Consider the following 16139-nt stretch of genomic DNA (forward strand, 5'->3'; position numbering starts at 1 on the left):
GTTGCAGGCTCACACCATTTCCTCGCCACCCGCTGAGCCGAGTACGATCTGGCCTTCATCTGCGAGGCGGCGAACGACCTTGAGGATTTCCTTCTGCTCGGCTTCGACCTCCGAAAGGCGAACCGGGCCGCGCGAATCGAGATCTTCGCGCAACATCTCCGAAGCGCGCTGCGACATGTTCTTGAAAATCTTTTCACGCAGAGGATCGCTGGCACCCTTCATCGCCAGGATCAGCGATTCCGACTGAATTTCGCGCAACAGCAGCTGGATGCCCCGGTCGTCGAGATCGAGAAGATTCTCGAAGACGAACATCTCGTCGAGAATCTTCTGCGCCAGGTCAGGATCGTATTCGCGGATCGAGTCCATGACCGCGGTCTCATTGGCGCTGCCCATGAAATTGAGCATTTCGGCAACCGTGCGCACGCCACCCATGGCCGACTTCTTGATGCTGGCAGACCCCGAGAGCAGGCGCAACATCACGTCGTTCAGCTCCTTCAACGCTTCTGGCTGGATACCTTCGAGAGTGGCCACACGCAGAACCACGTCGTTGCGCAGCCTTTCCGAAAACTGGTTCAAGATGTCGCTGGCGTGATCATGGGCGAGATGGACGAGAATCGTGGCGATGATCTGTGGGTGCTCGTTGCGGATCAGATCGGCGACCGTCGGCGCATCCATCCACTTCAGGCCTTCAATCCCATTGGTGTCACCGGGTTGCAGGATGCGCGAGATCAGGTTGGACGCCTTGTCGTCACCCAGCGCCTTGGTGAGGACCGAACGTACATAGGCATCCGTATCGATGTGCACCGCGGCCGATTCTTCGGCCGATTGCTGAAACTCGGTCAGCACCTCATCGACGCGCACACGCGGGACCGATTTCAACGCCGCCATGGCGTGACCGAGCTTCTGCACCTCCTTCGGGGCCAGATGCTTGAGCACTTCAGCGGCATAATCCTCGCCGAGAGAGATCAGCAGTATGGCGCTCTTCTCAACGCCGTCGTCAGCTGCCATTGGCACCCATCCATTCCTTGATGATGTTGGCTACCAGTTGCGGGTCATCTTTCGCCAGTTCGCGTGCCTTGGCGAGCCTGGTCTCCAGCAATTCGGCGGCGGTCGGGACATGCTCCTGCTCGCGTTCTTCGCCTTCTTCCTCGGCAAGCACGTCAATCTTGCCGCCGACGGTGGCTTCTTCGGCAGGAGGTGGAAGCATGGTCTTGAGCAGTGGCCGCACGACGCCGAGCAGCAGATAGGCAAGGACGCCGGCCAGGACAAGGTACTTGATCAGATCCTTGGCCAGGGAAATCATTTCGGGGTCACGCCAGGCCGGCAGTCCTTCTTCCTTTTCGATGGCAGTAAACGGCGCATTGGCGACCGAGATGGTATCCCCGCGATCCTTGTTGAAGCCCATGGCTTCCTTGACCAGATCGCTGATCTGCTTCAGTTCGTTGTCCGGCAGTGGCTTGTTGGCCGGTTTGCCGTCCTTGCCGATTTCCTTGCGCTGATTGACCACTACCGCCGCCGACAGGCGTTTGACGGTGCCGACCGATTGCTTGACATGACGGATGGTCTTGTCGATCTCGTAGTTGATCGTCGAGTTCTTGCTGGTGCTGATGGGTTGGCCGACGTTGGCGATCGGTGCCTGCACGCCGGCCGCGTTGAGTTGCCCGGGCGCCGGCGGGGTGGGCGTGGCGGCGGCCCCGGCACCAGCCACCGCGGGTTGCGTCAATGGCGCAGTGGCCGGTACGGGGGGTTGGTTGCTGAGGGCGCCGGGAACCCCCTGCGCCGTCGGGCTGGTACTGGCGGTTTCGCTGGTCTGCTGGCTGCGAATGCTGATCTCCGGCGGCGTCGTGTTCGGCCGATGCGTCTCGGCAGTCTGTTCTGCCTGCGAAAAGTCGATGTCGGCGGCAATCTGGACGCGGGCGTTGCCGGGGCCGACGATCGGTGCCAGGATGTCTTCGACGCGCTTGATGATGCTCGCCTCGACTTCCTGGATGTACTTGACCTGTGTCGGGTCCAGGCCGGCCTCGAGCAGCTTGCTCTTCATCTGCGACAGCAGCGTGCCGCTCTGGTCGAGCAGGGTGACGCTGGCGGTTGCCAGTTGCGGAACGCTGGCCGCGACAAGATTCTGGATGCCGGCGATCTGGCCCGCATCGAGCGAACGCCCAGGGTAGAGATTGAGCATCACCGACGCCGATGGCTTCATCTCTTCGCGCATGAAAACACTCGGCTTCGGTATCGCCAGGTGCACGCGCGCGGCCTGAACCGCCGCAATCGATTGAATGGTGCGCGACAGCTCGCCTTCCAGACCACGCTGATAATTAACCTGTTCGGCAAACTGGCTGATGCCGAACTTCTGGCTTTCCATCAGCTCGAAACCGACCGCTCCGCCCCTGGGCAGTCCCTGTGAAGCCAGGCGCAGGCGCACATCATGGACGCGGCTGGCGGGTACGAGGATGGCGCTGCCCGAGTCGTTGAACTTGTAGGGAATGTTCATCTGCTCCAGGACAGCGATGATCGCGCCGCCGTCCCGCTCGCTGATGTTGGAGAACAATATCCTGAACTCGCTTTGCCTGAGCAGGGTTCCCGCCGCGACGAGCAGGGCGATGACAGCGGCGACCGAGACCATCAGCAGCACTTTCTGCTTGTTGCTCAGGCGCGCCAGTGCCTCGCGAACGCGATCCAGCGGATTGACCGCGTCTGCTGTCGGTGTGGTTTCGGCTGTCGCCATGCTTGTGATACGTTGATGAGCCTGCGATCAAGCAAGCAAAAAGCGAAAAAAAGCTGATAATTGCATCGCTATTGTAGCTGTTTATTGCACGGGACCTTCCAACCGATGAGTGAAGTTGTACAAATGCCGGGTCATGAAGCCCAGGAACTGCAACGGGCTTTCGACGTTTTCAATCAGGTTTCACAGGCCCTGACGCAGGCGTATCAGGGGCTGCAGGGGCGTGTCGAGTCGCTGACTGCGGAGCTGGCGGTCGCCAATGGGGAATTGCGTCGGCAATACGAGGCGAAAGAAGCTCTTTCCGAACGTCTTTCGATATTGCTCAACGCCTTGCCAGCCGGTGTGGTGGTGCTCGACAGCGCCGCCCGCGTCAGCGAGGCCAACCCGGCGGCCTGCCAGATGTTCGGTTCGTCGATCGTCGGTGATCTATGGCCGCGGGTGCAGGAGGCCAGACTGGTGGCGACCGAAGCGCCGGGAGAATGGCATCTGGATGGGCGTCGCCTGGCTGTCGTCGAGAGTCCGCTCGACTCGGCCGGTGGGCGAATCCTGCTGATGCATGATGTGACCGCGGCACACGGCCTCAAGGCCGAGCTGGCACGTCATCAGCGGCTGGTGGCCATGGGCGAGATGGCGGCTTCGCTGGCACACCAGTTGCGGACCCCGTTGGCAACGGCATTACTCTATAGCGCCAATCTCGGTCAAGCCGATCTCGCCGATGCGGCGCGCATCCGTTTTGCCAGCAAGACGACGGCACAACTGCAACGCCTCGAGCGCCTGATTCAGGAGGTGCTGTTGTTTGCGCGCGGGGAGAGCATCGGCTGCGATACCTTGCTCACCGGGGAACTGCTGGGCGACGCGGCGCAGACCGTGCAGCCTTTGTTTCTGGAGAAGAAGGTTGCCTTCCGGGTGATCTGTGGCGCCAGCGAGGTGATCGTCACCGGCAGCCGAAAAGCCTTGGCCGGTGCCCTGGTGAATCTGCTCGAGAACGCCCTGCAAGCCTGTACGGCCGGCGGGCAAGTCACCCTTTGGGCAAGCGAGTCCGGCCGGCAGTTGCGCATCGGCGTGCGCGATACCGGTGCCGGGATCGCTCCCGAGGTGCAACTGCGCGTTTTCGATCCATTCTTTACCACGCGGGCGCAGGGCACCGGGCTCGGTCTGGCGATCGCCCTCGGCGTCGTGCGCGCACACGGGGGGAGCATCAGCGTCAGTTCGGTACCGGGAGAGGGCTCGGAATTCGTGATCCTGTTGCCGATCGAAGAGGCGGCAGCGGAAACGCACTGAGGAACAGAAACGAATGGTACAGGGATTGCCGATTCTGGTGGTTGAAGACGACGCCGCACTGCGTGAGGCGATCTGCGATACCCTTGAGCTGGCAGGGCAGACGGTAGTGTCTGCTGGCGGCGGCGAAGAGGCGCTGCAATTGCTCGTCAGGAATGCCGTGTCGCTGGTGGTCAGCGACGTGCGCATGCTGCCGATCGATGGCATTGCCCTGCTCAAGGAAATCCGCAACCGCTTTCCGTACCTGCCTGTGGTCCTGATGACGGCATTCGCCGATGTCGACCGCGCGGTCGAAGCCATGCGGGCAGGCGCTTGTGACTTCCTGCTCAAGCCCTTCGAGCCAAAGGCACTGCTCGAACATGTGCTGCGCTATCGCCTGCCGGAAGCGCCCGATGACGATCGGGTGATCGCCATCGATCCGGTGACCAGCAATCTCTTTGCCCTGGCCAGGCGAGTCGCGCAGACCGACGCCACGGTTCTGCTGAGTGGCGAGAGCGGTGTGGGCAAGGAAGTGGTGGCGCGCTATATTCACCAGCACTCGGCGCGCAGCAAGGGTCCATTCGTCGCCATCAATTGTGCGGCGATTCCGGACAGTCTGCTCGAAGCCACGCTTTTCGGTTATGAAAAGGGGGCTTTCAGTGGCGCTCAGCACGCCCAGGCCGGCAAGTTTGAACAGGCGCAGCATGGAACCCTGTTGCTCGACGAAATCACCGAAATGCCGCTGGCTCTGCAGGCCAAGCTGCTGCGCGTTCTCCAGGAGCGTGAAGTCGAGCGGGTGGGGGGCAGCAAGCCGGTAAGCCTCGATCTGCGTGTCGTTGCCACCTCCAATCGGGACATCGCCGACAGCGTGGCGAGGGGCCTGTTTCGCGAGGATCTGTTCTATCGGCTCAACGTCTTTCCACTGATGATCCCGGCCCTGCGGCAACGCAGTCAGGATATCGCTCCCCTGGCGCGTCATTTTCTGGCTACACACGGCGGCCGCTCCGGTCGTCCGCGCTTGCGCCTGTCCGCCGCCGCCGAGACTGCCCTGCAGTGCAGGGCCTGGCCAGGCAATGTCCGCGAACTGGAAAACATTATCCAGCGAGCGGTCATTCTTGCCGCTGGCGACATCGTCGACGTCGATGCCCTGCATCTTGCACTCGAGCGACGCGTCGATCCGACGGCTGGACAAGCGCCGGAAATCGCCACCCCGGAGGGTGCCACACCCTGCCGGGCCCGATCAACCGACGACATGCGCGACGTGGAGCGCGAACATATCCTGCAAACGCTCGAGGCTGTGGGTGGTTCGCGCAAACTGGCCGGGCAGCGTCTCGGTATGCCCGAGAGAACCCTGCGTTACAAGTTGCGACAGTATCGCCTGGAGGGATTTCTCAAGGACTGATGTGTGCTTGCCGGGTTATCATGACCGTAGATGAAGGAGTTGGCGCAGTTCTTGCTGCGAGATCTTCAACAGCGTTTGGAGAAGCAAATGGATACCCAGGGTATTGATCAGATGTTGAGCATGTTGCGTACGAACTCGGCGGCGGCCGGCGGTCGTGCCGCCGAGGCGCAGAGCGCCGCCGCCGGCGGGTCGGACTTCGCCCAGGTATTGCAGGCTTCGATTGCCGAGGTCAATCAGACGCAGCAGCAGGCAGATGCGATGGCGGCAAATTTTGCCGCCGGCAACAGTAGCGAGAACCTGCACGAGGTGATGATCGCGCTGCAAAAGGCCAATATCTCTTTCCAGGAAATGATTCAGGTACGCAACAAGCTCGTCTCGGCCTACCATGACGTAATGAACATGCAGGTCTGACCCGGGACACGAGGCGCTTGTGTTTACGGGTCACTGCCCCCATAATGTCAGGCATGGTTGTAATTCCGGCAACCCGGAAGCGTTCTGGACGCGGGTTCGATTCCCGCCACCTCCACCACTACGGGGGTGCACTGGTCTCGACAGGGTGACAGATGGTGAGCAGGCAACCCGAAAGGCGACGGACGTAATCCGAGCAAAACCACAAACGCCAACGATGAGCGTTTCGCACTGGCCGCTTAGGCCTGCTGAGGACGTAGCCGTCCAATAAACAGAATGGCTATCGGCGGGGGCTTCGGCCCCCGCCGTCATTCCTGCCGGGGATTCTGCGATCCCTTTCTGATGCAATCAGCCAAAAACTCGCCGGATTCGGCTGCTTCAGGCTTCCTTCTCGGTCTCCTCGTGTTCGCTGAGATCGGTCAACTGCGTTTCCAGAGAGTCGAAACCTGGTGCTGCGGTTTGTTGCAGGCGTAACAGACGCCGAATGAGCCGTTGTTGAGCAAAAGTCTGTGATGGATCAGGTTTGCCGAGCAGGTATTCCGAGCCACGTTTGGTCATGATCACCATCGAGTTTGCATCAACACGGTAGCCCGTGACCGGTGAGGTCCTGATGCACGAGGAAGTCGGGAAGCGTGGATTGCTGCCATATACGCGTCCTTCGACGCACACCAGAGACTCGCCATCACGGGTGATCAGGTCCAGCATCTTCCAGTTGTTAAGAATATTCATTGCGCTGCTCCACCCTGTGCGAGACGCGAAATGCCGAAGAGGCCTTCGATTCTAAGCCATAAGTCTAATTTGAGGGGCTTTATGGGCCCTGGTGTCTGCCGAAGCAAACCGAATCCGATGGTGCCGAGCAGACAGCAATGTGTGAAGCAAAAACCATGCTAAAGAATCTGAGTCACATCTTTGCGTATTAAAACAGTACACTTCTTGCGAACTCCAGGTCCTGCCACGATTGCAGTGTAAAATTTTCCGACACCCATTCAGGCAGGGCAGGGCAGGGCGCTCGCGTCAAGCGGTGACGGCAAGAAGCGTGCTCGGGAAAGCCGCTGATCGGTTCAAGAGCAGGTGCAACCGTATTTCGCAAGGATCGAGTTTGGCCCTCACAGCAGGCTCCCAAGTTCGTCAGCACACAAGGGTTCAAGCTGCGCCATCTGTCGCTTGAGCACTTCGAGGGTCGCTTCGGACGCGTCGTGACCTTTTGCCAGCCGGCCGCTAACGCGTGCGCGCAATTGTGTCGGCGTGGCCTGCGGGGCGACGATGAAGAAAGCCACTCCGGAACATTGCGCCAGAGCGCGAAAGGTCTCGCGCCGCGAGCGCTCGAGGAAAGCGGCGTCGACGATCACCGACCAGCCGGCGGCGAGCAACTCGCTGGCCAGCTCATGCAGCCGTTGGTAGGTGAGATCACTGGCGTTTCTGGTGTAGATGCCATTGCCCGGCGCTGACTTGCTGCTGGCGGTTGGCGCGATGCCGAACAGGCGCTTGCGCTCGACGTCGGAGCGCAGGCGCAGCGTCGCTGCCGCCTGATCACCCAGCAACAAGCGTCTGGATGCGCGGCTTTTCCCGCAGCCGGTGACGCCGTGGGTGATGATCAGCCGCGCGGGCGGCGGCTTCACCAGGCGCTCGGCGAGTGCCAGGTAGGCGAGCGCCTGTCCGAGATCGGCGTTCGTCTGGCTGGCCTGGATGGCCGCCACCTTGGCCCGCACCAGCGCGCGATAAACGGCATAGAAGCGCAGCACCTGTACCGCGTTGTAGTCACCGCTGCAACTGAGCCACTCATTCACCAGCCAGCCGGCGAGGCCAGCCCGGCCCTGGTCGTACAGATCGATGTAGGTGAAGGCGATTTCACTGGCGACGTCGATCCAGCGCAGGTCTTCGCTGAACTCGATGCAGTCGAAGATCTGCACCTGACCGTCGATCAACACCAGGTTGCGAAGATGCAGGTCGCCGTGACACTCGCGTACCCGCCCGGCCGCCTTGCGAGTGGCAAAATGCGGCGCCAGGCGCGCGAACTCGGTGCGTGTCCAGGTCGCCAGTCGCGTCAGTCGCGTCTGCAGCTCGTCGCCGGGCAGTAGCCTCAGCAGTTCGTCAAAGTTCTCGAGTGCTGGAGCCAGCACCTGTTCCGGTTCGCCGAAGCGTGTCGATAGGGGTGCCGAGTCCGCACGCTCGTGAAATTCGACAAGCGTAGCGGCGAGTTCGGAGATCTGTCGCGCCTGCAGTTGGCCGCGTCTACAGAGGTGGTCCAGGCGGCCGGCTTCGGCGAAGCGGCGCATCCGTACCGCGAACTCGATGGCCGTGCCGGTGCCACCGATCTGCGGGTTTTCCGGGGAGCCGACGATGGGAACGACTGCCAGGTAGATCTGCGTGGAAAAGCGGCGGTTCAGGCGCAATTCGGCTTCACAGCAGACGCGCCGCTGCTCTAGCGTGCCGTAGTCGAGAAAGGGCAGAACCACCGGCTTCTTGATCTTGTACACGTAATCACCCGCCAGCAGCAGCCACGAGGCATGCGTCTCGATCAGCTCGACCTGCTGTGCCGGGTCGGGATAGCGTGCCGGATCGAGCAGCGCGTGGATCAGCGGGGGCAGGGGTTGGCGCATCATTCAAGCTCTGCAGGGTCTGTCGTGGCAAGTCAGGCGGGTCAGCGCCTGCTCGATGCTTGGAGAATGAATACGCAAGATTCGGGATGATCCTTTCCGTCCACTCCAGGGTCCGGGGAGCCTGTCTGGTTCGCCCAGCTTGCGCCAGTGTTGCGCAAGCCGACAATCTACACTCTTGCTCGGCACTCTGCCAACAGTACGCTGCTTCGCCGGTGCGCCGACATTTGACGCCCATTCGGGTAGCGCGGATACTTGGCGTGAGAGGGGCGATACCGCTCGCCAATGGGTAAGCACAGATGCGCAGAGTAAGTCAGGGCTTGCAACGTTCCACATGGCGTCTGCTCGGGCTGCTGATCAGCATGCCGGCAGCGGTCGTGCTCTTCGGCAGCGTCTTCATGGTTGCTTCGGAGTATCTCGAGGGCAAGCCGATGGGCTTCTGGTCGAGTCTCGAATGGGCTTCGGAGACGCTGACCACCACAGGTTATGGCGCTTACGCGCCGTGGCAACACCCGCTGATGATCGTCTTCGTCATTCTGACGCAATTCGTCGGGATGTTCTTCCTGGTCCTGGTTTTTCCCTTCTACGTGATGCCTTACATCGAGGAGCGTTTCGAAGTGCGCCTGCCGCACCGCTTGCCGGAGATGAACTGACGCATCCTGTTCTATCGCTACGGTGCCGCGATCGAATCACTGCTCGACGAGTTTCAGCAGACCGAAACCCCCTTCGTCGTTTTCGAAGAAGACCTGGAACTCGCCCGCAACCTGCGCAATCGCAGCTACGATGTGGTTTTCGGCAAGCTCGACGAAGAACCCGAGGTGCTCTCGGGCGTCGAAAATGCACGTGCCGTGGTCGCCAACGCCGACGATCACGCCAATGCAATTTGTATTCTGATCGCTCGTGAGCGCGGCTTTTCCGGACCCATCTATGCACTTGCGGGTGATCCTCTGTATCGGCCACCGATGCTGCAGGTGGGGGCAACCGAGGTGTTTACGCCGTCGCACGTGCTTGCTGCGGCCTTGGCCGCCCGGGCCAGTACCCGCATCAGCCCGCCAGCCGATGGCATGCACCTGCTGGGCAGCCAGGTCGGGCTGGCCGAATTTCGCGTGCGTGCGGGCAGTCCGCTGGCCGGCAAGCGGCTCGGTGATCTGCAGTTGCGCGTGCGCTACGGCGTGACGGTGATCGGACAATGGGTCTGTGGTGCCTTCAACACGGCCAACGGCCCGGATACGTGCATCGAAGCGGGCGCCATTCTGGTCATCGTCGGCGCGCAGGCGAATCTGGAGAAAGTCGAACGTCTGGCCCTGCCGATCCGCCGCAGCGGCCCGATCGTGCTCGCCGGTTACGGCGAGGTGGGCAGAAAATTCGTCGAGATGCTCAACGATGCCGGCGAAATGGTGATCGTGATCGATCGGGATGTGGCTCCAGGCATCGACATCGCCGGCAACGTGCTCGAACACCGAACCATGGAGCGTGCCAGGATGCGTGAGGCGAGCGCCGTGGTCCTGGCTTTGAGCAACGACAGCGAAGGCGTGTTCGCCACCGCAGTGGTGCGGGATTATGCGCCGCAAGTGCCGCTGATCGTGCGCGCCAACCGGGCACAGAATATTCCTCGTCTGTACCAGGCTGGTGCCGATTTCGCCCTCTCGGTAGGCCAGGTCGCCGGGCAGATCCTGGCTTATCATTTGCGTGGCGAACAGGCGGTCGCCGTTGAACATCGACTGAAGTTCATTCGCGTCGTCGCCGGCCTGCTGGCCGGGGGGCATCCATGGCGCGATCAGGTGCGCGAGCGAACGGGGGCGGTGGTGGTCGCGGTCGAACGCGGCGACCGCGTGCTGGTCGAGTTCGACGACGCATTCATGGTCCGTCCCGACGACACGCTGTTTGTCTGCGGAACACCCGACAGTTTGGAACGTTATCTGCGCGAGTTCGAGGCCACCCTGGCCGACAGCCAATACTAAAGCCAGGCCGTAGCCCATGCAGGCTACGCTCGCGGTGGCCGTTTCCTGCGCCAGACGGGGAGCAAGGCAGCGAGCTTGTCGCGATGCGACAGGCGTTCGTCGGAGAGCGCCTCGAGGAAGTCCGAGAGTGGTTTCGACTTGACAACCGCAAAACCCGTAAGCAGCACCGACGGGATGGCCACCAGGGCGAAGAAGAGGATCCGGTCGATCAGCTCATCGTGGGCGGCGTCGATCAGATTGATGCCGAGGAAGCCGGTGGTGATCGTCGCCACCAGACCGGCGGTCGTCACCACGGTGAGCCGGACGACCGTATTGGCCTGCCGGCGCAGGCTGTCGCTGTCGAGGTACTGGCTCATGTCCTGGATCTCCTCGCGTAGCTCGGTGTAGAGACTTTCCGTGCCGAGATGGTCGCCGGTGATCCTGAACAGGGCGCGCGCCTGCATCTGGTCCGAGACCTCGTGGAACCAGTAGCGATGGCTGAAGCGCAGGAAGACCTCGAGGATCTGCCGGATCGCGCGCTTGAACTGTTTGACCGATTCGGCGTGACCGATCTCGAGCCGGTTGAGCGCGGAGACCAGCCGATCCGAGAGCATCAGCAGCGCTGCCTTGTGGAAGTGGGGAATCAGAAAGAGCAGGAAGAACTGGTGGCGAAACTGGCCGAGGAGGCCGTTTTCCAGACCGGTGAAATAGGCTTCGCGTGCGCTGCCGACCATCACGAATGCGTGCCCGCAGGACATCAGCCGGGTTCCCGCTGGCTCGGCTTGCGGATGCCAGTAGCGATCGTAACAATAGCGCGATTCGAAGCCTTCGAGGTGCTGGTCGGAGTAGGGCAGCGAACCGGGCTTTCCGGGGCCGGCAACCAGCACCAGGCGGGCAAAGTCGCCGCGCGTCAGGGCGCGGGGATCGTCCACGGCCAGGTAGGCGAGCAGGGGCATGCGGTGATACTCGATCTGTCGGTAGCGCACCAGGCCAATCTCGCCCGAGTGGTGCTGCACCAGCGGGCGGAGCAGGAATTCCCAGTGCGAGGAGATGCACGGCGCCCGGCAGCGAGAAACGAATGACAGGTATTTGCTGCGCTTCTCGTAGTCGGAAACGGACAGCACCTGGCCGGCGGAATCGATCCACTCTGCACGCTTGAGGCAGTGGCCGCCACTGCCATCCTCGTCCCAGTACGGCGGGTACGCGCGACCGAAGCGGTACAGCGTGTCCTGTACCTGTCGTAGTTCGAGGTCATCGGCGGCAATCTCGACGACCAGGATGACGACATCGATGTCGTAGAAGAAATAGAGATCGAGATGCACGATGTCGAAGTCGATCGGCTGATCGCTCTCCTTGAAGGTCATGCGCACTTTTGCCACGTCGTGGCGGCGGAAGACGCGGATCGGCGATTCGCCAGCGTGCGACGAGGCTTCTTGACCAACCCCCTCACCGTACAGAAAACGCTGAACATAGGGCAGGAAGGTGACGAATTCGCTGTAATGGCGCTCGTGGAATTGCTCCGGGTCGCCGCAGAATTCGTCCGCGAGTTCGCGCCACGGGTTGTCGGCCGAAACCTGCTCCAGCAACTGGCTGTGGTTCTGCAACGGGCCATCGTCGGGCAGGGGCATCAGCTGCAGCGGCCACAGCAGGATCTGGCGGAAATGCCTGACTCGCAGCTTGGCAGGATTCGTTGCAATTTCCATTGGCACCTCCGGAATCAGATCAACCTGCCGGATTCCGGCTTTCGCCGGAATGCGTGCAGGGATTGCAGTCAGCAAGGAAAAATGTACAAGCTCCTAGGCTTCAACCAGCGATTTCTGCCAATAGCCTGGCGATCATGCGCTCGGCCTGGTGCAGATAGCCGCTGCCAAACAGATTCAGGTGATTGAGTACGTGGTAGAGGTTGTAGAGCGTCTTGCGCTGTTCGAAACCGTCGTCGAGTGGCCAGGCTTCGCGGTAGGCGGCGTAGAAGCTGTCCGGAAAGCCTCCGAACAGCTCGCTCATCGCCAGGTCAGCCTCGCGGTCGCCGAAATAGACCGCCGGATCGAATAATGCCAGCTTGCCCGACGCGTCGGTGGCGGCGTTGCCATGCCACAGATCCCCATGCAGCAGACTCGGCTGCGGCTGATGATCGACGAACAGCGCCGCCAGTTTTTCGCTCAGGCGTTCGCCGCTGCGGATCAGTTGGTTGTGCTGGGTGTGTCGCTTTGCCCGTTCGAGCTGCGGCAGCAGACGCTGGCGGGCGAAGAAGAAAGGCCAGTTGCGATGCCAGGTATTCGACTGTGGCGTACTGCCGATGAAATTGTCACGGTGCCAGCCATACTGTGCGCCCTGGATGCGGTGCATGGTCGCCAGTGCATGCCCGGCTGCGCTACCCTGGGTTCTTTCGCGCAAGGCTTGCAGGGGCAGGTATTCGAGCACCAGGTAGGCTTGCCGGGCAGCGACGCCGTGCCCGAAAACATGTGGCACCCGCACTGCCGGGCAGCCGGCCAGCGCGCTCAGGCCGTCGGCTTCGGCGGCGAACATCTCGGCCAGACCGGCGTCGTTCAGTTTGACGAAATAGCGCTGCCTGCCGCTCTCGACCAGGAGAGCGCGCGAGATCGAACCGCCGCCGATGTCGCTGACAGAGTCGATGCCCGGCGGCGATCCGTTGTCGCTGCCGATCACCTCGCTCAAGGCTTTTTGCAGCGCGCTGTCCAGATGGCAATGAAGCGGAATCATGGTGTCCTGACTGCCGCCGGCTGGCGATCTATTGGACCCCGGCAGACTGTGGTCGTGGCGCCAGCACGACGCGATTGCGTCCCTGTGCCTTGGCCATATAAAGGGCTCGATCGGCGCGGCTAACGAACTCGGTGGCGGACTCGCCGGCAATATAGTCGGCGACACCGATCGAGACGGAGATATTGCCGATCAAGGCTTCCTTGTCGCCACTGCGCCTGACCCGGCTGGCAAAGACTAACGCGCGCAGCGCCTCGGCCAGGCCAATGGCTCCGCCGCGAGGCGTTTGCGGCAGGATGACTGCGAACTCTTCGCCACCATAGCGGGTCGCGGTGTCCTTGCCCTTGACGTTTGCGCGCAGGATCTGGCCGACACTGGTCAGTACCTGGTCACCGAAGACATGTCCCAGGGTATCGTTGAGCCGCTTGAAATGGTCCAGATCGATCATCAGCAGGCATGGCCCTTGCGCCTCTCGAGTCGCCTCCTTGAGGCAGGCGTCGAGTGCCAGATCGAAGCCCTTGCGATTGGTCAGGCCGGTCAGCGCATCGATCAGCGCTTCCTCACGGGCGCGAGCCACTTCCTGCCGCAGTTGCTGGGCTTCGCGTCTGCTCTCCTCGAGTCGTATCTGCAGCGTGCTGATCGCCTCCTGCATTTCCCGAGTACCGCGCAGGATGTCCTCAACACCGCTTGCCAACGACCCGCTGCCCCCTGGCAGGTGTAGTGCGTCGGTCCAGCTTTCCAGTGAACCGCCAAAGCGGGACGCCTGTTCGCCGGCGGTTGTCGCCGACTCCGAGATCTGCTCGACAATATGGTTGACGCTGTCGCCGATGCGCAAGGCGGTTTTCGCATCGAAGTCGGCCACATGCCTGGCATAGAGCGCATAGGTGGTGGCCTCGTTCAGTCGCCCGTCCCGTTCGATCTGCGCGTCGACCGCTGCCTTCAGCTCCGGATTGGTGCCTGCCACGTACTCGTACCAGATGGTATAGCTTGCCGGGTGCAGGCCGGCATCCTGCTGGCTCATGCGCTTGAGTGCGAGTCGCAGGTAATCTGCACTCTGCGCGGTACTGTGACGATACTTCATGGTGCACTGGTCTCCGGGATCTATTGTGGGTTGCAGGCTCGGCCTGAGAGAGTCTGGCTTGTGGTATGGTCACCAGGCAGGGGGATGCTGCCACGACGCAAGAGGATTTCGACCTCGTCGGGCGGCAGTGGACGACTGAACAGATAGCCCTGCAGCTTCGGACATTTCGCCTGCTGAAGAAACTCGCATTGCTGGCGAGTTTCGACGCCCTCGGCGATCACGTCCAGATCCAGGCTGCGCGCCATGGCGATGATCGCTGTGGCGATCCCCGCATCGTTGGCACCGTCAGGCAATCCACGAACGAAGCTCTGGTCGATCTTGAGCATGCCGATCGGGAAGCGCTTGATGTACGAAAGCGACGAGTAGCCGGTGCCGAAATCGTCGATCGCAAAATGCACCCCCAGTGCCCGCAGGCGATACAGTCCCTGAACCTGCCTGGACTCCGGATCCATCAGGATGCTCTCGGTCAATTCCAGTTCGAGCTGCTCGGCGCTGATGCCGGTTTCGGCAATGATTGCCGCGACCCGGTCGAGGAAACTGGGCGAGCGCAACTGGCGCGCCGACACATTGACCGCCACCCGCGCGGTACACACCCCGCGCTGCTGCCATTCCAGCAACTGGCGGCAGGCGGCATTGAGCACCCACTCCCCCATCGGAACGATCAGACCGCTTTCTTCGGCTACCGGGATGAACTGCGCCGGTGAAACCATCCCGTGCTGCGGATGTTGCCAGCGAATCAGCGCTTCGATGCCGACGATCGTGCCGTCTGCGGCGCTCACCTGTGGTTGATAGAGAAGGCGGAATTCGTCTCGTTCAAGACCCTTGCGAATATCGCTTTCGAGCGCCATGCGCGCCGTCGTCTGCGTCGTCAGTGACTGGTGATACAACTGCCAGTTGTTGCGTCCCTGATCCTTGGCGTGGTACATCGCCGTATCGGCATGCTTGAGCAGCGTCGCGGCATCGTCCCCGTCAGCGGGGAAGAGGGCGATGCCGATGCTCGAAGTCACCGTGATTTCCTGTGTGCCGATCAGGAAAGGCCTTGCGAGCAGCGCCTGCAGTCGCGTCGCGACCATGCTGACGGTCTGGGTCTCGTCGACATCGGGCAGGACGACGGTGAACTCGTCACCGCCCAGACGGGCAAAGTGCAGACCGGATTCGTCCAGCGCCGGCCGAGCGACGAAATCACCGGCGCGCAGCTTTTCCTTCATCCGGTCGGCGACGGCCTGCAGCAGGTAGTCACCGGCACTGTGGCCGAGCGTATCGTTGATGCGCTTGAAGCCGTCGAGATCGAGGAACAGCAGCGCCACCTGGTGATGGTTTCGGCGTGCGCGCAATAACTCATGGTCGAGGCGTTCGAGGAAGTTCTGGCGATTCGGCATGCCGGTCAGCGTGTCGAAGTAGGCCAGACGGCGGATTTTGTCCTCGTTGAGTTTCTGGGTGGTGATGTCACGCACCACGATCACCACCTTGTCCACTCCGTTTGGCGCGATGCGTGCTTCGTAGTAGTGGCTGCCGTCCGGCATCGGCAGCTTATAGAGCACCGTTTGCAGATGGCCTCGCAACAGAGCCAGTTCGATACCCTGCTGGATCGGCATTGCCACATCGGCTGGCAGGACTGCCGCCATGTTCTTGCCGAGCAACTCGTTGGCGGAAACGAAGGCCGTTGTGGCGTAGCCCTGCTTGTAATCGAGATAGGTGCCTTGCCAATCCATGACGAAGATCATGTCGGGAATCGCTCGCATGATCGCCGCCTGCTTTTCCTTGAGTTCGCTCAACTGGCGCGCCGCTTGCGCCGAGCGCAACACGTAGCGCGCCCGATGACCGAGGATCGGCCAGTTGATCGGCTTGGCGACGAAATCGTTGGCGCCTGACTCGTAGGCCTGGTTGATCGACGCCAGATCATCCATGCCGGTGACCACGATCACCGGCACCCGCGCCATGTCCCAGCGCTGACGGAGGCGACGGCAGACCTCGAAACCATCGATGCCCGGCATCTCGAGATCGAGCAGCAGCA

Annotated in this window: 13 protein-coding genes and 1 other RNA gene; 6 read left to right on the forward strand and 8 right to left on the reverse strand. The window is 61.8% G+C overall.

Annotated features, from left to right (window positions below; genetic code table 11):
* Window positions 1–9 precede the first annotated feature (9 nt).
* Window positions 10–1008 carry a flagellar motor switch protein FliG gene (gene fliG / locus V5B59_RS25020; RefSeq protein WP_169071667.1) on the reverse strand — a complete coding sequence of 333 codons (999 nt, stop codon included), beginning with the start codon at window positions 1006–1008 and terminating at the stop codon, window positions 10–12.
* Window positions 998–2725 carry a flagellar basal-body MS-ring/collar protein FliF gene (gene fliF, locus V5B59_RS25025; RefSeq protein WP_169071666.1) on the reverse strand — a complete coding sequence of 576 codons (1728 nt, stop codon included), beginning with the start codon at window positions 2723–2725 and terminating at the stop codon, window positions 998–1000. Before fliF ends, fliG begins: the two co-directional genes overlap by 11 nt.
* A gap of 105 nt (window positions 2726–2830) precedes the next feature.
* Here fliF and V5B59_RS25030 point away from each other — a divergent pair, with 105 nt between their 5' ends.
* The 4 genes from V5B59_RS25030 (at window position 2831) to ssrA (ending at window position 6100) form a co-directional block, all read left to right on the forward strand.
* Window positions 2831–4003, forward strand: coding sequence for a sensor histidine kinase (locus tag V5B59_RS25030; RefSeq protein ID WP_332352471.1), 1173 nt, complete (start codon window positions 2831–2833; stop codon window positions 4001–4003).
* Between the two features lie 13 nt (window positions 4004–4016).
* Window positions 4017–5381, forward strand: coding sequence for a sigma-54-dependent transcriptional regulator (locus V5B59_RS25035; protein WP_169071664.1), 1365 nt, complete (start codon window positions 4017–4019; stop codon window positions 5379–5381).
* Between the two features lie 87 nt (window positions 5382–5468).
* Entirely contained in the window at window positions 5469–5792 is a 324-nt protein-coding gene (gene fliE, locus V5B59_RS25040; protein WP_034917677.1) for a flagellar hook-basal body complex protein FliE, read from the forward strand.
* Window positions 5793–5796: 4 nt separating this feature from the next.
* Window positions 5797–6100, forward strand: a transfer-messenger RNA (tmRNA) gene (gene ssrA, locus V5B59_RS25045).
* 67 nt (window positions 6101–6167) lie between these two features.
* Here ssrA and V5B59_RS25050 read toward each other — a convergent pair.
* Window positions 6168–6518 carry a hypothetical protein gene (locus tag V5B59_RS25050; protein ID WP_034917660.1) on the reverse strand — a complete coding sequence of 117 codons (351 nt, stop codon included), beginning with the start codon at window positions 6516–6518 and terminating at the stop codon, window positions 6168–6170.
* Window positions 6519–6895: 377 nt separating this feature from the next.
* Complete coding sequence (locus tag V5B59_RS25055; protein WP_248595030.1) at window positions 6896–8392, reverse strand: bifunctional aminoglycoside phosphotransferase/ATP-binding protein; 1497 nt, start codon at window positions 8390–8392, stop codon at window positions 6896–6898.
* 293 nt (window positions 8393–8685) lie between these two features.
* Between V5B59_RS25055 and V5B59_RS25060 the strand changes: the two genes are divergently transcribed.
* Both V5B59_RS25060 and V5B59_RS25065 read left to right on the forward strand, forming a co-directional pair.
* The gene (locus V5B59_RS25060) at window positions 8686–9039 is read left to right on the forward strand and encodes a two pore domain potassium channel family protein (RefSeq protein WP_169071663.1); all 354 of its coding nucleotides are present in this window, start codon (window positions 8686–8688) and stop codon (window positions 9037–9039) included.
* 39 nt (window positions 9040–9078) lie between these two features.
* Window positions 9079–10347, forward strand: a complete 1269-nt coding sequence (locus V5B59_RS25065; protein WP_256436016.1) for an NAD-binding protein — start codon at window positions 9079–9081, stop codon at window positions 10345–10347.
* Between the two features lie 23 nt (window positions 10348–10370).
* Here V5B59_RS25065 and V5B59_RS25070 read toward each other — a convergent pair whose 3' ends face one another.
* From V5B59_RS25070 to V5B59_RS25085, 4 genes are all read right to left on the reverse strand, one after another.
* Window positions 10371–12029 carry a hypothetical protein gene (locus tag V5B59_RS25070; RefSeq protein WP_169071661.1) on the reverse strand — a complete coding sequence of 553 codons (1659 nt, stop codon included), beginning with the start codon at window positions 12027–12029 and terminating at the stop codon, window positions 10371–10373.
* 100 nt (window positions 12030–12129) lie between these two features.
* A complete protein-coding gene (locus tag V5B59_RS25075) occupies window positions 12130–13047 on the reverse strand; it encodes a fructosamine kinase family protein (RefSeq protein ID WP_169071660.1) in 918 nt (305 codons plus the stop codon).
* A gap of 28 nt (window positions 13048–13075) precedes the next feature.
* Entirely contained in the window at window positions 13076–14125 is a 1050-nt protein-coding gene (locus V5B59_RS25080; RefSeq protein WP_169071659.1) for a GGDEF domain-containing protein, read from the reverse strand.
* Window positions 14126–14145: 20 nt separating this feature from the next.
* The coding region (locus V5B59_RS25085) for a putative bifunctional diguanylate cyclase/phosphodiesterase (RefSeq protein WP_332352472.1) at window positions 14146–16139 on the reverse strand (1994 nt) is incomplete at its 5' end.

Source organism: Candidatus Accumulibacter contiguus, assembly GCF_036625285.1.
In the GTDB taxonomy this organism is placed as follows: Bacteria; Pseudomonadota; Gammaproteobacteria; order Burkholderiales; family Rhodocyclaceae; genus Accumulibacter; species Accumulibacter contiguus.